The 26425-nt window shown below is 36.4% G+C and carries 21 protein-coding genes; 3 read left to right on the top strand and 18 right to left on the bottom strand.

Annotated elements, in window-relative coordinates; all coding sequences use genetic code 11:
• Positions 1-12: 12 nt before the first annotated feature.
• From ABJH98_RS19840 to ABJH98_RS19770, 15 genes are all read right to left on the bottom strand, one after another.
• Positions 13-426 carry a MaoC family dehydratase gene (locus ABJH98_RS19840; RefSeq protein ID WP_348309525.1) on the bottom strand — a complete coding sequence of 138 codons (414 nt, stop codon included), beginning with the start codon at positions 424-426 and terminating at the stop codon, positions 13-15.
• 4 nt (positions 427-430) lie between these two features.
• Positions 431-886 (bottom strand): hypothetical protein, encoded by a 456-nt coding sequence (locus tag ABJH98_RS19835; protein ID WP_348309524.1) that lies wholly within the window; start codon positions 884-886, stop codon positions 431-433.
• 319 nt (positions 887-1205) lie between these two features.
• Entirely contained in the window at positions 1206-2381 is a 1176-nt protein-coding gene (locus ABJH98_RS19830; RefSeq protein ID WP_348309523.1) for an acetyl-CoA C-acyltransferase, read from the bottom strand.
• 33 nt (positions 2382-2414) lie between these two features.
• Positions 2415-2771: a four helix bundle protein gene (locus ABJH98_RS19825; protein WP_348309522.1), complete on the bottom strand. Its 357-nt coding sequence runs from the start codon at positions 2769-2771 to the stop codon at positions 2415-2417.
• A gap of 38 nt (positions 2772-2809) precedes the next feature.
• The gene (locus ABJH98_RS19820) at positions 2810-5212 is read right to left on the bottom strand and encodes a 3-hydroxyacyl-CoA dehydrogenase/enoyl-CoA hydratase family protein (RefSeq protein ID WP_348309521.1); all 2403 of its coding nucleotides are present in this window, start codon (positions 5210-5212) and stop codon (positions 2810-2812) included.
• Positions 5205-5669 (bottom strand): MarR family transcriptional regulator, encoded by a 465-nt coding sequence (locus ABJH98_RS19815; RefSeq protein WP_348309520.1) that lies wholly within the window; start codon positions 5667-5669, stop codon positions 5205-5207. The genes ABJH98_RS19820 and ABJH98_RS19815 overlap by 8 nt, the downstream gene beginning before the upstream one ends.
• 120 nt (positions 5670-5789) lie before the next feature.
• A complete protein-coding gene (locus ABJH98_RS19810) occupies positions 5790-7598 on the bottom strand; it encodes a tetratricopeptide repeat protein (RefSeq protein ID WP_348309519.1) in 1809 nt (602 codons plus the stop codon).
• A 382-nt stretch (positions 7599-7980) separates the two neighbouring features.
• Entirely contained in the window at positions 7981-9702 is a 1722-nt protein-coding gene (locus tag ABJH98_RS19805) for an Ig-like domain-containing protein (RefSeq protein ID WP_348309518.1), read from the bottom strand.
• A complete protein-coding gene (locus ABJH98_RS19800; RefSeq protein ID WP_348309517.1) occupies positions 9699-10583 on the bottom strand; it encodes a class I SAM-dependent methyltransferase in 885 nt (294 codons plus the stop codon). The genes ABJH98_RS19805 and ABJH98_RS19800 overlap by 4 nt, the downstream gene beginning before the upstream one ends.
• A 3-nt stretch (positions 10584-10586) precedes the next feature.
• Positions 10587-12449 (bottom strand): tRNA uridine-5-carboxymethylaminomethyl(34) synthesis enzyme MnmG, encoded by a 1863-nt coding sequence (mnmG, locus tag ABJH98_RS19795; protein WP_348309516.1) that lies wholly within the window; start codon positions 12447-12449, stop codon positions 10587-10589.
• 79 nt (positions 12450-12528) lie between these two features.
• Positions 12529-12960: an rRNA maturation RNase YbeY gene (gene ybeY / locus ABJH98_RS19790; RefSeq protein ID WP_348309515.1), complete on the bottom strand. Its 432-nt coding sequence runs from the start codon at positions 12958-12960 to the stop codon at positions 12529-12531.
• On the bottom strand, positions 12960-13361 hold the full coding sequence (locus ABJH98_RS19785) for an ATP-binding protein (protein ID WP_348309514.1): 402 nt from the start codon (positions 13359-13361) through the stop codon (positions 12960-12962). Before ABJH98_RS19785 ends, ybeY begins: the two co-directional genes overlap by 1 nt.
• A gap of 33 nt (positions 13362-13394) precedes the next feature.
• On the bottom strand, positions 13395-16481 hold the full coding sequence (locus tag ABJH98_RS19780) for a DUF4175 family protein (protein ID WP_348309513.1): 3087 nt from the start codon (positions 16479-16481) through the stop codon (positions 13395-13397).
• A gap of 203 nt (positions 16482-16684) precedes the next feature.
• The gene (locus ABJH98_RS19775; RefSeq protein ID WP_348309512.1) at positions 16685-17644 is read right to left on the bottom strand and encodes a hypothetical protein; all 960 of its coding nucleotides are present in this window, start codon (positions 17642-17644) and stop codon (positions 16685-16687) included.
• Between the two features lie 417 nt (positions 17645-18061).
• A complete protein-coding gene (locus tag ABJH98_RS19770) occupies positions 18062-18421 on the bottom strand; it encodes a hypothetical protein (RefSeq protein WP_348309511.1) in 360 nt (119 codons plus the stop codon).
• Between the two features lie 93 nt (positions 18422-18514).
• Between ABJH98_RS19770 and ABJH98_RS19765 the strand changes: the two genes are divergently transcribed.
• Entirely contained in the window at positions 18515-19207 is a 693-nt protein-coding gene (locus ABJH98_RS19765) for a ComF family protein (protein WP_348309510.1), read from the top strand.
• A gap of 48 nt (positions 19208-19255) precedes the next feature.
• On the opposite strand, the gene gldJ is transcribed toward ABJH98_RS19765, so the two are convergent.
• A complete protein-coding gene (gene gldJ, locus ABJH98_RS19760) occupies positions 19256-20485 on the bottom strand; it encodes a gliding motility lipoprotein GldJ (protein ID WP_348309509.1) in 1230 nt (409 codons plus the stop codon).
• 284 nt (positions 20486-20769) lie between these two features.
• Here gldJ and ABJH98_RS19755 point away from each other — a divergent pair, with 284 nt between their 5' ends.
• Positions 20770-21363, top strand: coding sequence for a sigma-70 family RNA polymerase sigma factor (locus ABJH98_RS19755; protein ID WP_348309508.1), 594 nt, complete (start codon positions 20770-20772; stop codon positions 21361-21363).
• A 105-nt stretch (positions 21364-21468) separates the two neighbouring features.
• Entirely contained in the window at positions 21469-22635 is a 1167-nt protein-coding gene (locus tag ABJH98_RS19750; protein ID WP_348309507.1) for an aspartyl protease family protein, read from the top strand.
• A gap of 3 nt (positions 22636-22638) precedes the next feature.
• Here the strand turns inward: ABJH98_RS19750 and ABJH98_RS19745 are convergent, their stop codons facing one another.
• Positions 22639-25371, bottom strand: coding sequence for a FlgD immunoglobulin-like domain containing protein (locus tag ABJH98_RS19745; RefSeq protein WP_348309506.1), 2733 nt, complete (start codon positions 25369-25371; stop codon positions 22639-22641).
• On the bottom strand, positions 25371-26417 hold the full coding sequence (locus ABJH98_RS19740; RefSeq protein ID WP_348309505.1) for a saccharopine dehydrogenase NADP-binding domain-containing protein: 1047 nt from the start codon (positions 26415-26417) through the stop codon (positions 25371-25373). Before ABJH98_RS19740 ends, ABJH98_RS19745 begins: the two co-directional genes overlap by 1 nt.
• Between the last annotated feature and the right edge of the window lie 8 nt (positions 26418-26425).

The raw sequence follows: 26425 nt of genomic DNA, 5'->3' as shown, positions 1-26425 counted from the left end.
CTACCTAATTCATTACGGAATTTGCTCAAGATTTTTAACCTCAGCTTGTCCGTCGAGAACGATTCTATTTCTTCCTGTTTCCGTTTCAAAATACTGCGTACTGATCACCGCAATATGCTTCCCTTCTCGAATTTCAATTATTTCAAATTTGGCCATGTATCTCTTGCCAGGATAGATCGCTCTTTTAAAATCGAGTTTTTGACTGAGGTAAAAAGTGCCAGGACCAGGAAACTCCATGCCTAAAACTTTAGAAATGACAGCTGAAGTAAAAATGCCATGCACAATTGGAGATTTGAAATTAGTGGTAGCTGCAAATTCGGAGTCTATATGCAAGGGATTTTTATCTCCTGATAATTCAGCAAATGCATTTACCTGTTCTTGGGAAATGTTGAATTCTGTTTCGTAAGTATCTCCTACTTTTAGCATCTGTCTATTCCTTTACTTTGACTTGAACACCATCGTAGAAATCATTTTTGTGACCTTCTCCATCCCAGTCCAATTTAGCCTTGTACATCACCCGATCATTATTGACTGTAAAATGATAAGTAGTTTCATTTCCTTCCACTTCGATGACCAACGAGTCATTTCTGATAAACCATTTGCCTTCATCTTCTTTGATGATTTCCTCATTTAGGTTGGAGTACTGCGCGGTGAAAGTCCCATCTTCCTTAAATTCAGATATGATGGGTTTGATCTTCAGCACCTTTTCCCACTCTCCTTCTCTGGCATGCAAAATCGAGTCTTCTTTTTCCAACCTTTTCATCGTTACCAACAATGAAAGGTTGGTCCATTTTCCTATCAATTCTTCTTCGCGTAAGGGTTCGTCCTTTTTTGTGGCGCAAGAGAGCAAAATAAATACGAGAAACAATAGCGTAAGATTTTTCATCAGATAAAAATAGATATAAAAAAATTGGATGAACGCGAATATAAAAAAAGCAGATGATCGCCCGTGATCATCTGCTAGTCATTTGTTGGATTAGTATGCTAAGTAGTCTAATAAAAAAGTCCACTTGGGCTATAAAAATAACCAGAAACCAAAGAAGTTGGAAATATTATAACTTGAATTTTGCCCAAACAGAATTGTATACTGAAATAAACAGTTAATTAAAATTTTATTTTTCAATTGGGTAAAAAGATAAAATAAAAAGGCCTCGATTTCTCAAGGCCTTCTACGCAATCAGCGTTTTCTCATAATAAAAAGTCTATTACTTCAGGAACTCGTAGATTCCAGCTACACCTTGGCCTCCACCTACACAGGCAGTTACCATTCCATATTTTTGCTTTCTTCTGCGCATCTCGTTGATTAGCTGAACGGACAATTTAGCACCTGAGCACCCTAGTGGATGACCCAAAGCTATGGCTCCTCCATTTGGATTTATTTTTTCAGGATCAAGTCCAGCTTCCTTAATCACAGCTAATGATTGAGTCGCGAATGCCTCATTCAATTCGAATTGATCAATGTCATTCAATTTTAAACCTGCTTGCTTCAATGCTTTTGGAATAGCTGCTACTGGACCAATGCCCATAATTCTTGGATCAACTCCTGCGGCGGTATAAGTTACCATTCTAGCCACCGGCTCCAATTTCAATTCTTTGACCATAGCTTCTGACATCACCATGACAAAAGCAGCCCCATCAGAAGTTTGAGAAGAATTACCCGCGGTAACCACTCCACCCATTTTGAATGCGGGTTTTAGTCTAGCCAAAGCTTCCATAGAAGTTCCTGCTCTTGGTCCTTCGTCGGTATCCACCACATATTCACGTTCTGCTTTTTTGCCTTCTTCGTTTACATAGGTTTCCTTAACTGTGATCGGAACTATTTCATCTTTGAATTTTCCTTCTGCTAAGGCAGCTAATGCTTTATCGTGAGATTTCACTGAAAACTCATCCGCTTCTTCTCTAGAAACTTTGTAGTCAACAGCAATCTCTTCCGCAGTCAATCCCATACCCAGATAATATTCAGGTGTTTTTTCTGCGATTTTCCAGTTCAATGCAGTTTTGTATCCTAACATAGGAACCAAAGACATCGATTCTGTTCCACCTGCGATAATACAATTTGCCATTCCAGCTTTAATTCTTGCTGCTGCAATTGCAATTGTTTCCAACCCAGATCCGCAATATCTATTCACCGTTACGCCTGGAACTTCGATTGGCAAAGAAAGCAATGAAATCATTCTTCCCATTTGCATGCCTTGCTCTGCTTCCGGAATCGCATTCCCCACGATCAAGTCATCAATTCTTTTTGGATCAAGTGCTGGTACATCTGCCACCAAGTGCTTGATCACATCAGCTGCCAAATCATCTGGACGAGTAAATCTAAACCCACCTCTTTTTGATTTGCCTATTGCTGTTCTATATCCGTTTACTATATATGCTTCCATTTTAATAAGATTTTAGTTGTTAGATATTAGTACTTAGACCGCTCTAACTGTTGATATTAATTTTCTAGTCATTTTTTGAAATTCGTTTATTTCAGAAATCAACCTCTCAATTTCAGTATTTGATATAAAGCCTAATTTTCCAGCAATTATCAATTGCGTTTCCAATTCATTAGATGAGCCAATAGAGATATTCAAAAAATGAGCAAAGTCATTTGGTGTATTTCTACCCGATCCTTCTGCTATGTTAGATGGAATCGAAACAGAACACCGTTTGATCTGACTTGCAAGGCCATATTTTTCGGAATCTGGAAAATTGTCAATCAAACTACATACATTAACGACTATTTCCATTCCTCTTTGCCAAACTTTTAGTTCTCTAAAATTGTGCATGGTCTAAAGTCTAATATCTAAATACCAAAGTCTGAATTTTAGTTCCTTAGCGGTTTTCCTTTAAACAAAATGCTATGGATTCGTTCTAAAGTTTTTGGTTCACCTGTCAAACTCAAGAACGCTTCACGTTCCAAATCCAGTAGGTACTGTTCTGAAACTAACGTCGGTGCAGAAAGATCTCCACCGTTCATGACCCAAGAAATTTTCTTGGCAATTTTCATATCATGATCGGAAATGTAATTTCCATATCTCATGCCCGCAACACCTGCTTCGAACATCGCCAAACCAGATTTTCCTTGAACTTTTATATCCGTTCTTTGTGCAGGCTGCGTATAGCCGGCTTCCGCCATTTCGATCGCCTTGTTTTTGGCATCAGCCAAAAGCCTAGCTCTGTTTAAGGTGAAATCGTCTGACTTTCTGATAAATCCTAAATCTTTAGCTTCATAAGCAGAAGTCGCAACCTTAGCAGTTGCAATGGTCATGAAATTTTCTTGTAGGACATTGAGTTCTGGGTCACCAGCTCTATATGCATCCGAAGTTCTCAATGTCATTTCTTTGGTTCCGCCCCCTCCAGGGATCAGACCTACACCCACTTCTACTAATCCCATGTAGGTTTCGGTGTGTGCTTGAATATGATCCGAATGCAAAGACAATTCACAACCACCACCAAGTGCCATACCTGAAGTTGCAACTACCACGGGGATAGAAGAATATCTGGCTCTCATCATGGTATTTTGGAAATGTCCAATCATCATGTTGATTTCATCAAAGTCCTGATCTCCTGCATACATAAATAGCATGGCCAAGTTCGCTCCAGCAGAAAAATTCTGACCTTCATTTCCAATCACCAATCCTCTATAACTTTCTTCTGCTTTTGAAATCGCAGCATTGATACCTTCGATAATCTCGGCACCCATGGCGTTCATTTTGGTATGGTATTCCAAATTCAAAATACCATCTCCTATATCATAAAGCGTGCACCCAGGATTTTGATAAACGATATTGTTTTCCTTAAATGCATCAAGGAGGATAAGACCTTCTGTTCCTGGAATTACTTTGTATGCTTTCGATGGTATATCGTAGTACAGTTTTTTACCATTTTCGAATTTGTAAAAACTCTCATGACCTGCTGCCAGCATTTCGCCAACCCAATCGGCTGGTTTCATACCTGCCTCTTCCATTTTGGCTGCAGTCTCTTTCACGCCGAGTACATCCCATGTGGCGAATGGTCCAATTTCCCAGGCGAATCCTGCAGCTACCGCGTTATCTATTCTGTAAAGCTCATCTGCAATTTCTGGAATTCGCATCGAACAATATTTGAACATGTCGTAAAAGGTTGTTCTGTAAAACTCTCCGGCTTTGCCATCTGAATTTACCAAAATAGGAATTCGCTCTTTTACGTTTTCAAGATCTTTGACTTCACCAATGGCATCGAAATGTCCTTTGGTCCTTGGACCATATTCAAAAGTTTTTAGATTAAGCTCAAGGATTTCTTTTTTACCATTTTCGTCAACGGTCTTTTTAAAATAACCTTGTTTGGTTTTGTCTCCCCACCATTTTCTATCGTAGAGTTCCTTTACAATTTTTGGAAGTTTGAATTTTTCCCTGGACTCATCATTTGGCAAACCTTCATACAAATTGTTGGCCACATTGACTGTGGTATCAAGCCCAACTACATCCATGGTTCTGAAAGTGGCTGATTTTGCTCGCCCGATGATTGGGCCCGTGAGTTTGTCCACCTCACCAACGGTGAGGCCAATTTTTTCAACTGCATGCATCCCGGACATGATCGCATAGATCCCAATTCTGTTAGCAATAAATGCTGGAGTGTCTTTACACAGTACGGTTTCTTTTCCTAAGAAAAGATCTCCATAGCTCATCAAGAAATCTACTACTTCAGGATTTGTTTCTTTAGTTGGGATGATTTCCAACAATCTCAAATATCTCGGAGGGTTGAAGAAGTGCGTTCCACAGAAATGCTTTTTGAAATCTTCACTTCGACCTTCAGCCATAAAATTAATAGGAATACCTGAAGTATTGGATGTAATCAGTGTTCCTGGCTTTCTGTATTTTTCGACTTGCTCGAAAACAATTTTTTTGATGTCGAGTCTTTCTACAACGACTTCCATGATCCAGTCATATTCAGAAATTTTTGACATGTCGTCGTCAAAATTTCCTAAGGTGACAAGACTGGCTTTTTTTGAATCGTAAAGAGAGGCAGGTTTAGCTTTCAAAGTATTTTGAAACGCTGTGTCGACTATTCTATTTCGAACTGCCTTATCTTCCAAAGTTAGACCCTTTGCTTTTTCGGCATCATCCAATTCTAATGGCACAATATCAAGGAGTAGAACTTCTACTCCAATGTTTGCAAAATGACATGCAATCCTCGATCCCATGATACCGGATCCGAGAATCGCCACTTTTTTTATAGCTCTATTCATTTTCAATTAATTGTATTTTTTGGTCAAGATTTTTATTTTCTTCTATTATGCTATCGATAGCAGTCATCACTTCAAAAAAGGCTTCTAATTTTTTGGGTGGTACAGCTTCACGAACTTTTTCATTAAAAAAGATGACTGCTTTTCTTGAGAAGTCTCTTTGTTTTTTTCCAGCCTCAGTAAGAAATATGCGAACTGATCTTTTGTCCTCAGTATCACGCTCGCGATAGATCAAACCAGTCTCTTCCATAGTTTTCAACATACGCGTCAAACTTCTAGATTCCATTCCAAGTAGTGGAGCAATTTTAGTAGCGGGTGTACCTTCTTCCTGATCAATATTTAAAAGTACAAATCCAGAAGAGGCTGTAATGCCTTTCATTGCACCTCCCTGATTATACATTCTAGAGATGGCGTGCCAGACTACTTTAATGTGATAATCTACCGTTTCTTCTTTGCGCATGTGCTTCTCAAATTAAGTAAGTATCTTTCGGTGGATTCCAAAGATATACAAAATATGTTATGCATGCATACTATATTTTGTAATTCTCGATTTACTTATGAGAAACTGATTGTGGGGCTATTAATTTATATTATCTCCTCTTAAGGATCTGAATCTTTTTCTTGCTTCAGCAACATAAACGCTTCCTGGATAGGTAATTAGAAAATCCTTATATATCTCCATTGCTTTAGCGTAGTCATGAAGATGTTCTTCATAAATTTGAGCCATTAAAAACATGGCATCATCACCCAATATGTCAGTTGGATAGTCCGACCGTATGGCTTGTAGTTCCAATTGTGCATTTTCGAAATTTCCCAATTCTATATTGATCCGAGCCATTTTCCAATAGATCTCGTCGGTAAGGGAATGACCTGGGTATTTTTCCAACATTTCAGAAAATGCAACTAAGGCACTTTCCTTTTTATTTTGGAATAGCATCAATTCGATAGATGCAAATTCTTTCATCACAAAATCCGATGAATCTAAAGCTGTATTGTCCTGAATTAGTAAACTAAGCGATAGTGCATCATTGGCTATTTCTCTAGTAGTAGCCAATTTTAAAATATCCAAATGACTTTTGGCTAGTTCAAAATTTGCTTGGTAATAATTGAGTTGGGCATTTTTTAATTTTGCTTCATAACCTATTGGGCTGTCCTTATTATCTTTTTCTACTTGTGAATAAAGTAAGGTTGCTTCCCACGGATCTCCAATCAATAAGTAAATATCACCTAGATCCATTTTGCTTTTAGCCTTGAGAGATGGGTTAATTCTAGGAGCTTTAATTATTTCATCAAGAATGCTAATGGCAGAATCGAGCTCATCAAGATAAAAGGCATGTAGTAACGCTTTGCTTCGAAACGCTTCGATCGTTTGTGCATTAACTCCTATATCCAAAATCAATTGTTTATAATCATACGTCAATTCACGAATGGCCTGCAGCTCGACTGGAAAGTCATTTTTTACTTTTTCTTCTCTGGCTTTAATAGTTTGTCGGCGTGCTGTAATATAGATTCCTGTATTTGGATAAGTTTTGGAAACGTAAGTAAATATCTCAATTGCATCATCATAGGCTTTGTTGTCCAATGCAATATTTCCGATTTGCATAACTCTAATCCCATGTGTCTTAAATTTTTTATCCACAGCTTTGGCTTGAATGAAAGCACCATAAAAATCATTTTGCTGAAGGTTGACCCAAATCAATAATTCAGGATAAATTTTCTCATTGGGGTTTCTCTGAACTTTGTCAATCAGAATATCTTTAAAATTTGAAATGTCTTCTTCCTTTTGGAGAATATTCTGAAGAATGTTTTTTACATATCTCAAGTTGCTTGGTCGGATCGTAGCAAACACCAAATATTCTTCAATCATTTCTGACTGTTTATCCATCAGTCGATAAATGTTGGCAAGTTCTAGTGCATAACTGTTTTTGTCCTTATCACTTTTTCTAGCTTGCTGATAGGATTTTAGTGCGTAGGAAGTCAATTGCTTACTTACAAAGTATTGAGCAGCTGTGCCAATTAAGTATTTGTTCTCCTTTGAGTTTTCAATCGTTTCATTAAAAATTTTATCTGCTTTTTCTTCCTCTCCCATTTGTTGATATAGGAGCCCATGATCTATTTGATAATAAACATTGGATGGATAATAGCGTCTTGCTTTTTTTAGATGTTTCTCAGCCGATTTGAAATCACCTTTAGAAATTAGTATGTCTAAATAGTTGTTGTGAATCTGCTGAATGTATTGTGGATTTCCTGACAGCTTTTCATAAATGTCTAGCGCCTTGTCCAATTCACCATTTATATAATATTCGTTGGCCAGCTGAACTTGATTTGAATTCTGCGCCGCCGCAAGTGAGGGGATTATTATTAATATCAGATAATAGAATGTCTTCATCTTTCAGTTGTCCACAATTTGACCATTCCCTTAAAATAAAAATATAGATTAAAGAAATTATTATTATTTATTAGGACGGTGGATATGTGTATAAGTGTTTTAGTTTTTATGTTTTGTTATTGATTGGTGTATTACTTTTATCTAGATACATTTTATTCACATCATAAGTTATTGATTTTTAGTTTGGTATTGAGTTATCAACAGGTAGTTTCTCAGTTGTGAATTACTTATTTACATTCCAATTGAAAAGGAGAAATTGTTGATATATATCAAGTACGAAAAAGTTATCCTTTTGGTATTGTAGAAGAGTGGATAGTTTTTGATTTGTCAAGTTTAGTCAACCGGTTATTCTAGCTTGATTTACATTTTATCCACAAGGAAATTAGAAGGATACTTTGATATTTTCAAGTTGCCAATTGGCTCTCACATCAAATATTTCTGGATAGAAATAGACTTGTTCTGGTGTTTGATCTTTGAGAATGTTACCATAGGACCAATGTCCATCATTGTTGTTGTCTATCATAACACGGAATGTGTATTTTCCAGGTTTTACATATTGAAAGTTAAAAGTATTGGTGTTTTTCACTTCTTCTATAATTTGATAATTGGTATTGACTAATTGTAACGTAAAGGACGTATATGAAGTGGTGATTTGACCACTCACTGATCCGAGCTGATCCAATGATTTAAATTTGTAAGTATGGTTAATTGACTCTGTGCTGTCGTCTTCTACACTGATAAAAGTTCCTTTTGGGAATGAGAGACCGATTTGATTGGTTTTTACTTTTGAATAGTAATCTCGTTTGGCTAGATAGATCGAATCTGTAATTGCAGTATCACCATATATTTTAAGTAAAGTATCGATTTCTGTTTTTAGATAGTTTTTGTCGACGATCGTTTCGAATGTGAGTTTTGTCTTATTGTTATTCCATTGAATGGTGGAGTCATGAATGTACTCGTATTTTAACGTGTCGTATGAAATTAAAATACTGTCTTTATAAAATGTTTTGATGGGTTTATCAAAGTGGTAAGTATGAACCAATAATGGATCTATGTACTCATTGTTGGATGGCAGATAGGTAGCTTTAAATTTTTCAGGCTTTCTAGAAGTTTCCGAAAATTTGATGTAAGTAGTATCCACTACTGTGTTGAATAAAGTATCCGTTGCTGCTAGAACAATTCCTAAACTGTCAATGTCAAACTTAAATTCTTTTGTTGGATAGAATCTGAGAATAGTATTGCCTTTGTATCTATTGTTTGGAGGAATGATAAGTGAACTTGTAGAATCAAGTTTTGTGATTTTATAGTTGATAAATGCTTTATTGTATTGCATATCGAAATATCGTCCAGTAGTTTTTGATCTAATAAATTCCAAAGGATTTGCATCGATGATTTGGGATTGTATTCTGACTGAATCTTGCGATTGACTGAGATCGATTGAATCAGATAAAAAACCGTGAGATTCATTTTCGGGATCAAGCACTAAGTTTTTATTCTCATCTTTAAAAGTGATGATTTTGTAATAGCCATTTTTAATATTTTCTATGAGGAATTGTCCGCGCTCATTTGTTTTAGTAAAATAGCGTGGCTGGTCTTCCAATATATCTAGTGAATCGGTAATTAGATAAAGCCCAACAACAAATGCTTCTTGGTCTTTGTTGGTATAAAGATTGGTAATTTTTCCATTGACATAGATAGAGTCAATATAATGACCAGTGGAGAAGGCTAAACTTAAATTGATGGCAGGATTCTTTTCAGTGATATCAACTAGACCTTCTGAGAAATTAAGCGTGTAGGTGGTGCTATCTTGAAAGTTGTCCTCAAAGGTTAAAGTAAGTTCATTCTTTTTGATCTTGACATTGTATTTGTTTTCTATATGAGGGGTGATGAGCAACTGACTTTTAAGTTTGTCAGCATTGATTTTTTCATCAAAGACAAATTTGAATTCCTTTCCTTTATAGTTGATTGACTTGTTTTCTGGAGTAGATTCTAAAAGTAATGGAGGTATTGTATCTCTAGGTCCTCCTGTAGGTGTGCCTTGATTGGCACAAGAATAGATGTAGATAGAAACTAAAAGTAGAAAAAATGGAAAGATTGATTTCATGCCTTTTTGAATATATAGATCAAGCTTGAGTAGTTATTGTTGTTTTTGGAAGCCCAAGTATTTGATTTCCAACCATTTATAAATGATTTAAGGTAGTTAGTTTTTCCATATTTGTGTTTTTCGCTTAGTAAGCTTACATAATAAGCATCGAGTTTCATGGGATGCGTTTCTTCTAATACAAAATTATTGTATTTCATCAATTCACTGATAGTCAATTGGTTAAAGTGAAATAAGTGACGAGGAACATCATAGGCTGCCCAGTATTTTTGATAGATTTGTTGATCCAATGAGTCTGGGTTAGGAACAGCAATGACTAATCGTCCTTTTTTTGATAGATGTTTTCTAAGTGTTTGTATTGTTTTATTTAAATCATGAACATGTTCAAGAACATGCCATAGTGTGATGACTCCAAATTTCTTATCTGGTAGATCTTCCAATGAACCTACTACATTAAGATCATGGTCACTAATGGCTAGTGTTCTGGCCATTTCATCTGGTTCTACTCCTATAGTTTTCCAGTCTTTATGAGTCTGTATATAGTTGAGTAAATGACCTGTACCACATCCATAGTCAAGTATTGATTTTTTAGAAGCAAGACGACTTATTAATTTGAATTTCTTTCGAAGGGTGTAGCTCCGTGCAATCTTATATACCCAGTTTATTATGCTGTTGGCTTTGTTTGTATGAGAGATGTAATCAGTGGATTGATAGTATTGGCCAATCGATTCTTTATCCGGTCGTGGGGATGTAACTAGTAAGCTACAGTTGGAACATTTCATAATGGCGAAACTTTCCTGTGAGACAGTATAGTCGTCGCATATGATATGATTTTTAAACTCCTTGGAATTACAGGAGGGACAAAACTCTACTTTTTCGTACATAAATTATCGAGCCATATAAACCATCAATACAGAAATATCTGCGGGATTGACTCCACTTATCCGTGAGGCTTGCCCGAGATTACTAGGTTTAATATTAGATAGTTTTTCTTTTGCTTCTGCAGAGAGTGCAGGAATATTTTTGTAATTGAAATTACCTGGTATTTTCTTATTGTCAAGGTTGCCCATTTGATCAGCGAGACTTTTTTCTTTTTCTATATACGTTTCGTATTTCACTAGAATTGAAGCTTGTTCTAGTATTTCTGTAGAAGTGTTTTTAGATAGTTCCAAGACTTCATTATGAAATGAAACTATATCATGAATATCTAGTTCAGGTCTCCTTAGAAAATTAATCAAAGGTGTTTTTTCCTTTATAGTAGCTGAGTTAATCTCCTGGAGTTTCCCGTTAATCTCTTCAGGCTTTACTTTAATCTTTTTTAGTTGATTGATTAGTTCATCAGTATCTGCTATTTTCTGATTGACAGTATCCAATCTGTTTTGCGAGGCTAACCCTAGTTTGTAGCCTATTTCGGTTAACCTGATATCAGCATTATCTTGTCGTAGTAGTATTCTGAATTCAGCTCTTGATGTAAACATTCGGTAAGGCTCGTCTGTGCCTTTGTTGATAAGGTCATCTATAAGTACGCCAATATAAGCTTCTGATCTTCCTAATACGAATGGATCTTTCTCTTTTACTTTATTGTGCGCATTTATTCCGGCCATTAGTCCTTGACTGGCGGCTTCTTCATATCCGGTCGTTCCGTTTATTTGACCAGCAAAGTATAGGTTTGCTATGAGCTTAGTTTCGAGCGTCGGTTGTAATTGTGTAGGTGGAAAATAATCATACTCAATAGCATAACCAGGACGAAACATTTTTACCTTTTCAAAGCCTGGTATCTTAGTTATGGCTTTGTATTGAACATCTTCAGGTAAGCTGGTAGAGAACCCATTGACATAGATTTCAACCGTATTCCAACCTTCTGGCTCGACAAATATTTGATGTCTTTCTCGCTCAGCAAAACGGTTGATTTTGTCTTCTATAGAAGGACAGTACCTGGGCCCCAATCCTTTAATTCTTCCTGTAAACATGGGAGATTTTTCAAATCCAGTCTTGAGTATTTCATGTACCTCGGAGTTGGTATATGTGATATGACAAGGCCTTTGATTCTTCAAAGGTTCAGTATCTGTGAATGAGAACTTACCAGGTGTTTCATCGCCAGGTTGTTCTTCCATGACATCCCAATTCAAAGATCTACCATCTACTCTGGGTGGCGTTCCCGTTTTCATTCTACCAGACTCAAAGCCTAATTCTACCAATTGTTCTGTTATACCAGTAGCAGCCTTCTCTCCTGTTCTTCCACCTCCAAAACGCTTTTCACCAATATGAATGAGACCATTCAGAAATGTTCCATTGGTGAGTACTACTGACTTACCGAGTATTTCAAGTCCCATACTGGTTCGTACCCCAACAACCTGATTTCCTTTAATGATGAGTCCGGACACCATCTCTTGCCAGAAATCTACATTAGGAGTTTGTTCCAATGCTATTCGCCATTCTTCAGCAAATCTCATTCTATCATTCTGAGTTCTTGGACTCCACATGGCGGGGCCTTTAGACTTGTTTAGCATTCTAAATTGAATCATGGACTTGTCCGATATAATTCCGGAGTATCCACCTAGCGCATCTATTTCTCTAACGATCTGTCCTTTAGCTACACCTCCCATTGCTGGGTTGCAAGACATCTGTGCTATCGTGTTCATATTCATGGTGACGAGCATCACCTTGGAGCCCATGTTTGCTGCTGCTGCTGCTGCTTCGCATCCGGCATGTCCTGCCCCTACTACTATTACGTCATATTGTGGAAACATGAAATATCGTCTTATGTTCCACGTGAAACAGTTGGGTAAACTGTAATGAAGTGTTCCACGTGAAACGTTTTAAATTTTCTTATATCTGAAATTGCGGCAAAGATAAATAAGCATTCTCTTTTTCTCTCATGGTTGCCTGCTCCGTGTCTGACTTGTCGTTGTAACCAAGTAAGTGTAACACGCCATGTATTATTACTCTACGAAGTTCATCTTCAAAGGGTATTCCTTGGTCTTGCGCATTGTCTTGAACGCGCTCTACACTTACGAAGATGTCGCTCTCTACAATTCCCTTATCTTCAGAATTATCAAATGTGATGATGTCTGTGTAATAATCGTGTTGTAAATAATCAACATTGATCTGATGTAGATATTCATCAGAACAAAAAACATAGTTGATTTCAGATAGTTTGTGATTTTCGGACTGAATGGTGTGTTCTATCCAAGAGGTAATGATTTCTTTATGAATGAGTTCAAACCCTGTGTCTTCATAAAAGAAATTAATTTGATCCATTAGGGTAAGTAAAAACTAAGTTCGACTCTCTTTCCATTATCGGCAAAGGATACTTCATCGCATAGATTTTTCATTAAGAAAATCCCTCTACCACCAGGCTTTTCAAGGTTCTCAGGAGCAGTTGGATCTGGTAGATTGTTATAATCAAAACCAGCCCCTTCATCTTCAATAGTAAACTTTACCTGATTGTCATCTAGGTTTAGCGACAAGTGAACATTTTTTGACTTGTCTGATTGATTACCATGTACAATGGCGTTGTTAACAGATTCTGTTACTGCAATCATAATGTTGCCATAGATGTCATCAGTAAAATTATACTGTTCTTTAGCGTTGTCAATGAAGCTTTCTATTATTCTGATGTTTTCTGAAAGCGACGGAATCTGAATTTTGATGGCGTCCATTATTCTTTGTTAATCAATTTGGTCACAAATATATTACTGTTCATTCAACCTACGGAAATATTTATTTACTTCTTCCTTATAATAAGGATTCATTTTAGGTGGAACGGTATTTAACAATTCAAGTTCTTTTTGTTTGGCTTTAATATATTCTTCGAATTCAGGCGGAAAGGCTCTGTTGTAATTGTCAGCTTGCTCTGCTTCTCTCTTGTCATCTAGTTCCCTTTCGCGTAAGGCATCTTCTGCCTTAAGCATACGAGTGAGAATGTCTTTTTGTCGATTAATGGTTTCTTGAGTTATTCTTTTATTGACAAGATCTTGTTCCGTCTTTTCCATTTTTTCAATGGCTTCTTTTATATTCTTTCCTGCACCTCCTTCATTTTCTCCCAGTTCATTTTGAAGCTTTTGAAGTTCGTTTCGAAGCATTTCTTGTTCGGCAGCCAATTCGGCAAGCTCTTTGGAAAGTGGCCTTCCTGATTTGCCACTTTTCTTTAGGTCTTCTATTTTCTGATTCAATTGTTTTTGTAGATCAGATAAACCAGGGTTGTTTTGTTTTTCACCTTTTCCTTTTTTGGGCTTACCCATAGATTCGGCCATTTGTTGTTGCATTTGTTGTAAGACATCATCCAAAAGGAGTGCAAGGTTATTGATTGATGTCATGGCGTATTGCTGATGGGTCGTCGCTTCTGATTTTCGACGATCTTTAAGACCTTGTAGACTGGCTTCAATTTCATCATTCATTGCATCGACTTCTCTTGTTACGAAACTTTGAATTTGGAATACGCGGCTGGCCAGAGAGAGTAAGCTATCCTCAATAATTTTTGCATCATCTTTTAGTTTGAGCTGTTCTTGAGAAAGCGTAACATACCGAGGATCACTTTGATTCACTCCTTTGAAGTCAGTCAATATCTTCTCCTGATCAAAAGATACTTTAACTAAGTTGTCAACGATGTCTCGTAAATGATCGAGATTTTCTTGCATCATGGTCATTTCCATGCTTGTTTGCATCTCTTCCATTTTCTTTTTCATTTGCTTCATTTTATCAGAAGCGTTTTTCTGTGATTGTGATGACTTCTTTCTTTTATTTTGTTCTAGCAATTCTGTGCTTTGTTTCTGTTCGTTTTGAATATCTGATTCATCCTGGTCGAAGTCTTCAAGATTTTCTGGTTGTTTCATTTCTTGATTAAGCTCTTCTAATTTGTCAATTTGCTCTTTTACTTCTTCGAAAGATTCGTTCAATTTTTGTTGCTCAGCTTGTAAGGATTCATTGTCTTTCTGTTTATCAAGACTTTCTTCAGAAAGTTTTTCTTGTTCTTTGCTGAGCTTATCCAAATCATTGATGATTTCATCCATTTTATAATCGAATTGCATGCGCTTGAACATTTCAATGGCTCTCTCAATTTCTTTTTGAAGGTTTTCTTCTTTGTTTTCAATCTGATCCATGGTTTGTTGTATTTCATCTGAATCATTTTGTTCTTCGAGCAGTTTTTTTAGTTCATCGTATAATTTTTTGGTTTCATCATCGAGGATGTCATCCATCAACTTTTGCAACTGCTCTACTTTTTGCTGAAGCTTTTCATTGGGTTGGTTAAATCTTTCTTGCTTTTTAGCGAGGTCTTTATTCTGTTGATTGATTTGATTAAGTGCTTCTTCTAGTTTTTCTTTTTGCTTGATCAAGTCATTTATTTTTTTGTTCTCTTGCCAATTCAAATTTTCCTTGCTTTTTAGGTCATTTTGAATGTCTTTGATTTGATCATTGAGGTCTTGCGCTTCTTCCAGAGATTTGTCAAGCTCCTTTTTAGCTCCCAAGGCTTGTTTATCGAGTTTGTCTTTGATATCCTTCTTTTCTGGAAGCTTAAAGGTATATGTAGAGGATTGGGATGGTTTAAGGCCATTAATACCGTCATTGTCCCATACGCGAACAAAATACTCTAAAGATTCCCCTTCTTTTACATTCAAAGTATCCAGTTTCCATTGGTAGAAATAATTTTGGGATGTTAAGTTTTTGTTGAATGGAATGGGATATGAATTTTCAATATTATTTTTATTGTAGACAAATTCGAGTTTGGAAATTCCATAATCGTCACTAATCAATCCGTTCAAAACTACAAAGGCAAATAGTGTTGTGTCATTAAAGATGTCTACCGAAATTTTGGGAAACTCATCTTTGATCACTTCAATGTTATAGCTAATAGAATCTTTATTTTGACTATGATTATTTTCTAATAATAGTTGATAAGAATCGCTTCGATGAACCTTCTTTTTAAACTCAAATAATTGATTACCAGAAGATTCTAATGATACTGGAGTCTTTTCTTGTCCAAATTCCATTTGTACAGAGCGAGTTTCAATTGTTTTTATTCTCCATAGGACTTGAGTGCCTTCGGGAATGGTAAGGTTACCTATGTTTTCAAGAGACTCATTCTTTTTACCAGTATAATTGGGGTAATCAAGGCTAATATTAAATGCTTTAATATCAGGTCTTCGCAAGACCTCTACTTGATACAATTCAGACCGATAACCGGAAGCTTCAACTCTAAAGGAGAAATTGTTTTGTACTTTGGCAAAGGTGTAATCAAAATGGCCCTGTGCATTTGTCTTCATTTTTGCCTTTCTTCCTGAAATTTCTACATAGACATGTTCAGGAATAACCGAACCAGAAACAGCTACTTCAAATACAAAATCCTCATTTCTAAATGCCCGAAAATTTTTATTGATTGGCTTAATGGTAAATAAAAATTCAGAAGAAAACTCTTTGTCATAGTTTACCATTCGGTTGGCACTTTCTGTCAAATATTGTGGGACAAAAAGAAAAAGTAAAAGCAAAATAAGGCTAGGGTAAACTACATACTTGATATATTTTTTGTTAGATTTTAAGTCAATACTTGATTTAAATTCGAAAGGAGAAATTTCTAATTTGCGTTTTTCGATACTGGCAACGACTAGACTGTTGTCTGCGGTTGTAATTTTGCCTAACTGAATGGCATTCAGTAACTTATCGTTTATTTCTGGAAAAAACTCACCAATGAATTTGGCAGCCTTTTCATCACTTATTTGCCTATCTGCTCGAATAAAGTTTAAATAAGGCTGTATAACTAATTTGAATAATAGTATTAATAACAATATTAAACTAGCAAAAAATAGAATAGTCCTTCCTGTTGAATTGGGCGAAAACGAATTTTCTAACCCTGTAATTATCAGATAATAGGTTAATAAAAGAGCAAAAAATAGGATGACATTTTTTATTAAGATATTTAGGAAATATCTACTCTTGAAGTCATTTATTTTGTTCTTTAATATGTTGGAAGTTTGATTCAAATTAGTATTTAATATGTTTTTGCGTTTTCAAAGTAGGCATGTTGGACCATTTTGCTTAAACTATGTCCTCGCTCAATACCTTTTAATCTGTTACTAAAAATAACATAGCTATAATCTACATCTAAAAGTAAAAATGTTGACTGAGAATGCATTTTAAGTTTATCCTGCATTATTTTTTCTAATGACTTTTCTTCATTTGAATATACAAATTCAACGAATTCTTCTTTTATAACGATTTGTGGCTCGGTAGGATTTGAATTTTTACTCTTAACAAATTTAAAGTCAGGAGTATTCTTGAAATAATCTTTAGTTTCATTAGAAATATCAGAGCGCCATGATATTTCAAAATCACTAGAATCTATTGCTAAACTAGTTAGACTATCTAACTCGTCAGAATACAAGTAATTCTGGATGCTGTTTGAGTAGATGTATTTATTATCCATTTTAATTTCTGATAATATTTTCATGGTAAAAGTGGTATCCTGAATATCAATGCGCATGTATTTTATTCTGGATTCATTCGTACGGCAAATTTGATACGGAGCATACTTAGTATTATAGATTTTATCTAGTTGGGATGAGTGCTTAGTTTTTTCCAGCTTGTGAGGAGAATAAAATACTAGATCTAGTGAGCCACGGAAAAACTCTGAATACGCCAGATCCGAATTCTTCATAAAACTAAGCTCAATGGATTGAATCAGCTGACTTCGCCCGTCTCTTCGAATCAATTGGGCTGAAATGTCCTCATTAAGATTTACTAATTCAAAAGGCCCACTTCCAACAAATGATTTGTTGTTTAATTTGAATAATGAAAAATGTTCGTTTTGAAGCAGTTTAGGCAGGTTCTCATAATTATTAAGCATTTTAATACTAAATAGACTGTCATTGTGTATTTGAAACCCTCTAGGTATTGAATCTAAAATGTTACGGTTATTGCGATACCAGTCTATGAGCGTAAAACCATCCATTGATGAGAACAGTTCTTGTATTGGGGCTTTATGAAATTGATTTTGCAATAGATATTTGAAATGTTGCCGAATAGATTCAGAACTAACCATGCTGCCATCGTGAAAGGCCTTGTTAGATTTTAATTGGAAAGTATAACGGTTGTCGAGAGAATCAAAAGCTAAGTTCTCAAATAAGGAAGACGAACCATCAGAGTTGAAAAACTTGTCAAAAATTAAATCTACTACAAACTGTTCTGTTTTGTTATTGACATTTAGTGGATTTACCTCCAAAATATTATCGCGAAAATTGAGTCTGAGAACCTTACTAGAAGGTTTAGAATTGAGTCGTATGCTATTCGATGAAGTTTCACATGAAACCATGAGAAATGCATAAACAGCCAAGTGCAGAAAAATTAGATATTTATTTAGAACGCCCACTTATTTAATAATACCAATTTCTTCAGTAAAATATTCTAACACATGCATCTTAAGCAATTTTTCTTGTTCAAGTATATCAAAATGAGGTAGTTCTTTTTTTAGGGTCCAGTGCGGCCAGCCATCAGCATCAGTGCCTTCAAGTTCATAAAAACCAGAAAAGCTGAGACATTTGCAGATACCAAGGTGGATGAGGTCTTGTTTTTCTTCCTTTGAGAAGTTTTCATATCCTCTCCCTAATTCTTGAACTCCGATCAGAAACAAAACACCTTTGAGATCAGCAGGCTTTCTGCCCAACACCTCTTTGAGTCGTTCACGTAGCTTCACCCACTTCCTCTCCAGGTCCAAATCTTTTTTGAGCATTCTAATACTTAGTTTCTGACAGATTTACAGTAATATCAAAGATATTCTACCTTATGTTTGAAATAGAAAAGCCAGCGGGTTAATTTTCAAAAGATGATAAAAAAATACTGGAAAGACTTTATTTCTCTCATATATCCAAATGTTTGCTATAACTGTGATGTTGCATTGGTGGAAGGAGAAGAAAGAATATGCCTTAGGTGTTTTCGTGATTTTCCTTTGACTCAATATCATCAGATGGATCCCAATCCATTAATTCAAATGACCTCTGGAAATTTAAAAGTCAAGGGCGCATTTTGTTTCATGAAATTCAACAAAGACGGAATAGCTCAGAAACTTTTACATGAACTCAAGTATAAAAACAACGCTCCCATAGGACTACTTCTAGGCGAATGGTTTGCCAATTATATTAAGGAGGAAATAGAAAAGGCGAAAATTGATGCTATTATCCCTGTACCTCTTCATAAAAGCAAACAAAGAAAAAGGGGTTATAATCAAAGTGAAGTAATAGCGAGAGGACTTAATAAAATTACGGGCATCAAAGTAATAAACGATGCTATGATCCGCACAAAGAATGTAAGTACGCAAACCAAAAAAGGAAAAGTAGGTCGATGGCAAAACGTGGATTCGTTGTACAAGATTGAAAAAAATAAAGATATAAAAGGAAAACGAGTGCTGCTATTGGACGATGTGATTACCACAGGAGCGACTATTGGGACTGCTGCAGAAGTACTGGCTGAATCTGAAGTAGCCGAAATCTATTTGGGCTGTATTGCTTCGGGCAAATAAAAAAGGCCGATTCGAAAACCGGCCTTCATATCTAAGTTTGTTATTTTATTAGTAGTTCGTACCAGCTCTAATCATTGCACATCGGAAGCCGATGGTAGACGTCGCTGAATCTTCTTCTAAGTATCTTCTTTGTCCTGGAGACATCCAATAAGCTACATCTGCCCAAGACCCTCCTTTATAAACTCTTACTCTATCATTAATTAATGAATTGTAGTTTGAGAAATCATAACCATCTTCTTCATCCAAGAAACCATCTCTTCTTACTGGGTTTAAATCATCAAAATCTTGGTACGAAAGTGGACGATATACATCTTGTACCCACTCATTGACATTACCAGCCATATTATAAAGCCCGAAATCGTTTGGAGGATAGTCGTAAATGTAAGTGGTAATCATAGCACCATCATTCAGTTTACCAGCGATACCAGCATAATCACCACGTCCTCTTTTGAAGTTTGCAAGGAATGTACCCAACTGCTTTCCATAAGGATTTCTTAGTGCATGACCATCCCATGGATAAAGTCTACTGTGTGTTTGGTTTTCATCTAACCATTGTGTTCCAATCAGAGCCAAAGCAGCATATTCCCATTCAGCCTCTGTAGGGAGTCTATAGTTTGGTAGTATAAAACCAGACTCTAATGGAATTCTACCTGCAGATGGTAAATCAGCTTCCGCTTCGATTGCCTCATCATAGTATCCAGCATCTTCTGCCAATTTTTGATTAACTACAATAGATCTCCACAAACAATAATCTTGTGCTTGCTTCCAAGTCACCCCAACTACTGGGAAAAACCTAAAACCAGGATACCTTAAGTAATGATCAACATAAGGATCGTTATATGCTAAGTTTTTAGCCCATACTGTAGTATCTGGCAAAGCAGACTCATAAAATTCACGAGATGAATCGAGTCTTACATAGTGTAGATATTCTAACCAGTGAATGTTTGCCACTTCAGTTTCATCCATATAGAATGAAGCTACAGTTACAGTTCTTTCGTGGTTGTCACTAGAATTAGCAACATCTTCTTCGAAACTACCAAGGATGGTTCTACCTCCTTCAATGAATCTCAAATTAGGACCTTCCGGCTGACCTCTAAAGTCATTCACCTGAAAATCACCTTCTTCTTCGTTGTATGCGAGACCTGTAGCGGTACTGTATCCGCCAGGATCACTACTGGTAGCATGGCCACCACCGCCCAGCGAACCACAAGAGGAAATACCCACTGTGAGACCAACAAGAATTGCTGATGCGTTTAAGTAAGGAACAAATTTTTTCATAACAAACTCAAATTTTATTCAAGCTCCTAAAATAAGGACAATTTTTCTTAAAACAAACATAGTAAAATGCAAGCAGGGAAAATAATCACAATTTTTCCCATGTATTAAGTTCTTGTCTATTCTCAGAGATTAACAATTTTATCTATATATAGAATCCAAAAATATTTAAAATATTGTTCATGTACACACCTTTTAGTCAAATTAAGAAAAAGCATATCAATATTTTACTCAATTAAAGTGCTTATTCAATCAATAAAATTTTAGTTAAATTTGCATAATAAGCAATGTCACAAGCAGAAGCAGCCATATATCGTCCATTACTTCACACCATCGCGTATAAGATAGTTGGTTGTTCAGCTATTGCAGAAGATATGGTGCAAGACACATTTTTGAATTGGTTCAAAAATGAAAAAAAGGAAGTAAAAGATGCAAAGGCCTACTTGATTTCCTCAGTTCGAAATTTGAGCATCAATCATCTGAAAAAGAAAAAGGACGAATTGTTTGAGAATATGGCGCCGAATCTTCCTTCTTTCAGAATCAATTCGGATATTTCTTATTTGGACATCAAACAAGAAATTTCGGATTCATTGGCAGTTATACTCAAAAAATTGGCACCTGCTGAACGAGCAGTATTCGTTTTGAAAGAGGTTTTTAATTTTGAGTATTCGGATTTACCATCGATTATTGGCAAGACATCTGATAATTGTCGCCAGTTGCTAAGTCGAGCACAACAAAAGCTAACTCAAGAAAAAGAACGTTTCGCTCTTGAACCTAGCAAGCTCTCAAGTCTAATGAGCAATTTCAAGAATGCAACCCTTGGGGAATTTGAAGGCCTAATAAAAACGCTGAAAGAGGATATTTCAGCTGCTACTAAATAATGCCTTTCATCAATCTGTCCCGTTAGTTTAGGGATAACTGTCTATTTATTTCATTTCTTTCCAAAGTCTCTCTAACTTAAGATTTCGAAATAACTATAATCCACCATGAAAAGAGTAATTCTAGCTTTACTTTGTCTCAGCGCAACCCAGATATTTGCACAAACACCTACAAAGAGTATTCCTTTTGAACTTTTTGGAGATCATATCATTATTCAATTAAGTGTTGATGGATCTGAACCTTTAGATTTCATTTTTGATTCTGGCGATGGAATCACCGTCATAGATGAAGAAATTGCTGATCAGCTGCACCTAGTAAAAGAGAAAGTGGTCTTAAATCAAGGCACTGTTTCAGGCGCTTTGATAAAACATAATAAGTTGGAGATCGGTGATTATTTGTTAGAAAAGAATATTAAAGTTTATTCTACTGATTTAGATCATTTGGAAATTAGCTTGGGGCGAGACTTTGATGGAATCATTGGTTATGATCTATTGCACCATCACGCGGTGAGAATCGACTACGATAACATGAAATTTGAAATATATGAACATGGCCAACACCCTAAAAAAGGAGAGCCGATCCCATTCAAGTTGAATACTGCCATTCCAACAATCGAAGGAAGTGTTGTGCTTAATAACGGAGAGCCTCACCCAGGAACCTTTTTTGTAATGACAGGGGCAGGAACTACACTTGATTTTAATTCGCCATATGCAAAAAAATATGATGTCATCCACAAAACAGGCGATCATTATTATTATTACGTAAAGAGCATTTCGCAGGAAGAAACTAAACACTATGAAGGCATGGTGAAATCTTTCACTTTTGGAAACCAAAAACTGGATAACCTTCCTATTGGAATAAGTCAAGCCAAGACTGGAACCCAAGCTAACGAAAAGGTATCCGGGATATTAGGCAATAAAATTCTCAGTAGGTACAATGTCATATTTGATTTACCTGCCAAATTGATTTATATGGAGAAAAATCAAAATTTTGATGACCATTTTACTGTCAATTGTAGTGGAATAGATATTCAACTGTCTAAAGACAAAAAGAAGGTTTTGATACATCAGGTTTTTGAAGGAAGCGTAGCAGAGGCAGTGGGTCTTCAGGTAAATGCAGAATTGATAAGTATAGATGGCAAGAAAGCACTGTCTGAAGTGGATTTCCCTGGAATTCAAAAGGCACTAGTTCAATCAGGTAAAACAGTTAAACTTGTAGTATCTCAAAATGGAGAAGAAAAATCTGTTAACCTGTCTTTGAAAGCATTATTGTAGAAATTACTTGTTAAGAATCATTTTTCCACTGTAGGGTTTTCCGTCAAAGATGATGAAATATTGATAAAGGCCATTGCTAACAGGTGTACCATTATCATTTTTTCCATTCCAACTTGCTGTTACATCACCTTCAAACTGAGGAGAGTTCAGCAAGGTTCTTATGATCCGCCCTGAAATATCTGTGATGTAAATTTTTAAAGTGCTTTGTCTTGGAAGTGTGAGACTGATATGAAACTCATCCTTAAAAGGATTTGGATAACCATTGGCCAATGTTAACTTTTCTTCTTGTTTGGCTTCGGTTAAAACGGTTTTGGTGTTTTCTATTTTAGATTCAAATACACCATTTCCATGCGTAGCGACTGCGATTTTTCCATCCGATGATCGATAGTCGATCATAGTTACTACTGAATTTCCAATAGATTCATTTCCTTCTTTTTGCCACGATGTTTCATTTTCAACAAGTTCGTCTGCACTATAGAGCCCTGTACTTGTCCCAACAAAATATTTATAATTGCCGTTTTCTAATGCCACCATTTCCGACCATCTAATGCTAGGTCCGTTTCCGGTTCCATCTGCATTTTCTTCCAGATTTCCTCCAACGTCAATAAAACTATGTCCTGCATCTTCTGATAAAAACAAGCTTGGAATGTTGTAATTTGAATAGCAAATTAGAATTTGATCAGCATTATTTGGGTCTATACAAATATTAGAGACATAGCCCTCTTGTGAGAAAACTTGTTGTACTTGAGCATCGACGGAATTGGCATCCGTAATTTTAAAAACATTTCCTGTACTTGTCCCATAATATAAAATATGTGCGACATTGGTTGAGATATCTAATGCTGTAATATCTTGTGGTCTACTTGTGGCCGTTACTACTTCCCAGTTTGTGGAGGTAGTTACTTGTTTGAATTTTTGAATTTCAGTCAAGTTCTTATTTCTCCAAATGGCACTATCTCCTGCCAAATACATTCTGTTGTAATTATTTGGATCCAGTACGAATGGAGCAATAAAAAGATGATTTTCTCTAACTATTCCACTTGGATCAACTTTGGCCCAAATATTAATACTACCGTCAAAGTTGTATGCGATTTGAAAAATCCCAGCCTCTTGAAATGACATATACCAAAATGTATTGTCAGGTGTACTAGCGCAATAACCTCCATCTCCACCTAAAACCGAGTCCCAATTAGGGTTTGTTCCTGTTTCAGATTTCAAAAAAGTGCCATTGTCTTGCATGCCGCCTATGATTTCATCTCCATTCTCATTTTTAGAAACGGCCAATGTATAAAACTGTGAAGTAACATAGTTGTTGTTTAAAGAGCGCCATTCAACATCAGCGGAGAGGTTGTCTGTGGTTTTATGTACACCACCATCAGTAGTTGACAACATATGATCAGTTTCTGATAAGAAAATGAGTTCATGCTGATCAGGGTGGTGGTTCTCATAGAGCTGATTTGAGTCTTCTATATCATAACCCCCTATTTGTGATATGTGATTAGAAGTGGCAAACCCATCAGTTGATCGATATAAATTGGTTCCTCCTATAAATACAATGTTCGGGTTATCAGGATGAACCTTTACGACCATGTTGTAAGAGTTCTGACTATCAAATTTCTCAAATTCAGAATTCTCATCGGGAATATGCTGCGAACGATTTATCCAATTTCCATTTTCTAATTTCCAAAGTTGAACTTCTGTACCCTCAACCAGAAAGTAAAGAATGTTTTCGTTGGATGGAGCGAATGACATGACCAGTCGCTCTGAGACAGAATTAAATCCTGTAGGAGTAATATTTGTCCAGTTGGTTCCATCTTCCGAAATGAAAATGCCTTTGAATCCATTGCCTGTGGATGTGCTCAAATAAGCATACATTTTTCCTGATGGCGTGATCATCAGATTGGTGTAAAAAGAAGCATTCGAATTGTTCAAATCTCCTGACGTATCCTCAAGTAAGTTGGGTTCACCCAATACTTTTTCCCAACTATCACCTCCATTTACTGACCTCACAATATTTCCATAGATGGCAGCATATACTATATTATCAGAAAACTCATCTATTGGATTGATAGCCAAAGACCATATATAATTAAATGGACTGTCAAATGAAGCAGGGTTGTTGGAGCTGGTAGATACTAAAATATCCCAGGATTCTCCATTGTCTGTCGATTTGAAAATACCATCACCTCTATATGGTGCTCCAGTTGCTCTGGCAGAGTTTCCATTTAATTCTCCTGTGCCGAAATACCACGTATCTCGTTTGCCAATTCTAGGATCTTGAATGATACAAGTCGCACTATTAATGACTGATGGTTGGCTAGTTCTGATCCAGTTATCTCCACCATTTGTGGTGCGCCACATACCCCCTGACACCCCTCCAGCCAATAAAATATTTTCATCTCGAATATCAAAAGCCAAGGCTCTCGTTCTTCCACCAACATTGGCTGGGCCTGCTAATGTCCATGATTCTTCTTTGATTCTTGAGGATGCTTTATCAGATTTAATTTTTTGGACAAAAGCTATCTCCTTGTTATGTATGCCTCGAGGTATTTCATTGGTTTGTGGGTCAACTAGTTGTTTTCGCTCAAATTCAAATCTGGCGTATGGATTTTCCTTACTTCCTATTGTTGATGGGGCTTGAGGAAGTTGAGGTATTTCATTCTGATGTTTATTTTCTTCACAGGCTAGTAACCAAATGCCAAATAAAACGCTCAGCATATTTGTCCAAACTCTCATTAAATATCTTCTCGTTTGGTGTTTTCAACATTCAAAATAAAATCAGCACCAAACAACATGGAAGGAGTTTGATATCCGATTTGTGAAATATTTTTACTCAACTCTTCTATGATCATTATGGATGTGATAGCCGTGAGTTTGTACCCTTCTGGGGTAATAAGCTTGGCAGACTGAGATTTTCCTGAAGCATTCCTCACTTCTCCCCACAAATAGCAATGGCTGTCTTCTCTCATTTGCTCAGAAGGGCCTGTAACTGTTTTCATTACTTTTTTCTGTAGGTAATTCTGGACAAAACCGAGATTAAAAAACCATTTCCATTTTTGCACAGTTTTCATTTTTTTGACCTGACCAGGGTGCATGGCTGTATATACCATGATGTTTGGAATGCCTGTACTTCGATAGGCCGTGGATACATCGCCCCAAGGTATGGACACAAAATTCTTTTCTTTTCCATCTAAGTTTAATTTCCGTGAAGCATAAACATGTGGAACAGGAATGATTTTTCCTTCTTTTCTGATGGCCCCGCCTTTGCCTATTCCCTGAGTCATGGTGAGCGCTGTGCCACGAGAAGTAGATGATTCACTCATAAAAGCCAATTCTAAATGCGTTGCATCTGGAAGTTTGGACTTTAAATATTTAGCCAGACAGTCGCTCGGCACCACATCGAATCCTACTCCAGGCATGATCAAAATTCCGGCTTCTTTTGCTTTTTGATCCAAAGAAGCTCCTAACTCAAACACTTCAATTTCTCCAGTAATATCTAAATAGTGGGTTTTAGTCTCGAGACATGCCTCCATCATGACTTTGGCGGTAGTAGAAAATGGGCCTGCGCAGTGTAGCACTAAATCTACTTCATTGAGTGCCTCAATCAATTTTTCTGATTCAGACAAATCAAAAGAACGATAGGCCAAACCTAGCTGGGTGGCTAAATCTTTGGTCTTGCTTTCATTTCTACCTGCAAGTATAGGGTCGAGCCCTTTTTCTTTTGACAATTTGGAAATGAGCTGGCCTGTGTAACCGTAAGCTCCGTAGATGAGAAATTTCATGTGTATAA

Origin of the sequence: Reichenbachiella sp. (assembly GCF_039969095.1) — a bacterium.
Lineage (GTDB): Bacteria > Bacteroidota > Bacteroidia > Cytophagales > Cyclobacteriaceae > Reichenbachiella.
This window is presented reverse-complemented; position numbering and strand designations above follow the sequence as displayed.

Coding starts and splice junctions, on each gene's coding strand:
- ABJH98_RS19840 (WP_348309525.1), bottom strand. CDS start 426: ATGCTAAAAGTAGGAGATACTTACGAAACAGAATTCAACATTTCCCAA.
- ABJH98_RS19835 (WP_348309524.1), bottom strand. CDS start 886: ATGAAAAATCTTACGCTATTGTTTCTCGTATTTATTTTGCTCTCTTGC.
- ABJH98_RS19830 (WP_348309523.1), bottom strand. CDS start 2,381: ATGGAAGCATATATAGTAAACGGATATAGAACAGCAATAGGCAAATCA.
- ABJH98_RS19825 (WP_348309522.1), bottom strand. CDS start 2,771: ATGCACAATTTTAGAGAACTAAAAGTTTGGCAAAGAGGAATGGAAATA.
- ABJH98_RS19820 (WP_348309521.1), bottom strand. CDS start 5,212: ATGAATAGAGCTATAAAAAAAGTGGCGATTCTCGGATCCGGTATCATG.
- ABJH98_RS19815 (WP_348309520.1), bottom strand. CDS start 5,669: ATGCGCAAAGAAGAAACGGTAGATTATCACATTAAAGTAGTCTGGCAC.
- ABJH98_RS19810 (WP_348309519.1), bottom strand. CDS start 7,598: ATGAAGACATTCTATTATCTGATATTAATAATAATCCCCTCACTTGCG.
- ABJH98_RS19805 (WP_348309518.1), bottom strand. CDS start 9,702: ATGAAATCAATCTTTCCATTTTTTCTACTTTTAGTTTCTATCTACATC.
- ABJH98_RS19800 (WP_348309517.1), bottom strand. CDS start 10,583: ATGTACGAAAAAGTAGAGTTTTGTCCCTCCTGTAATTCCAAGGAGTTT.
- mnmG (WP_348309516.1), bottom strand. CDS start 12,449: ATGTTTCCACAATATGACGTAATAGTAGTAGGGGCAGGACATGCCGGA.
- ybeY (WP_348309515.1), bottom strand. CDS start 12,960: ATGGATCAAATTAATTTCTTTTATGAAGACACAGGGTTTGAACTCATT.
- ABJH98_RS19785 (WP_348309514.1), bottom strand. CDS start 13,361: ATGGACGCCATCAAAATTCAGATTCCGTCGCTTTCAGAAAACATCAGA.
- ABJH98_RS19775 (WP_348309512.1), bottom strand. CDS start 17,644: ATGGATGGTTTTACGCTCATAGACTGGTATCGCAATAACCGTAACATT.
- ABJH98_RS19770 (WP_348309511.1), bottom strand. CDS start 18,421: ATGCTCAAAAAAGATTTGGACCTGGAGAGGAAGTGGGTGAAGCTACGT.
- ABJH98_RS19765 (WP_348309510.1), top strand. CDS start 18,515: ATGATAAAAAAATACTGGAAAGACTTTATTTCTCTCATATATCCAAAT.
- gldJ (WP_348309509.1), bottom strand. CDS start 20,485: ATGAAAAAATTTGTTCCTTACTTAAACGCATCAGCAATTCTTGTTGGT.
- ABJH98_RS19755 (WP_348309508.1), top strand. CDS start 20,770: ATGTCACAAGCAGAAGCAGCCATATATCGTCCATTACTTCACACCATC.
- ABJH98_RS19750 (WP_348309507.1), top strand. CDS start 21,469: ATGAAAAGAGTAATTCTAGCTTTACTTTGTCTCAGCGCAACCCAGATA.
- ABJH98_RS19745 (WP_348309506.1), bottom strand. CDS start 25,371: ATGAGAGTTTGGACAAATATGCTGAGCGTTTTATTTGGCATTTGGTTA.
- ABJH98_RS19740 (WP_348309505.1), bottom strand. CDS start 26,417: ATGAAATTTCTCATCTACGGAGCTTACGGTTACACAGGCCAGCTCATT.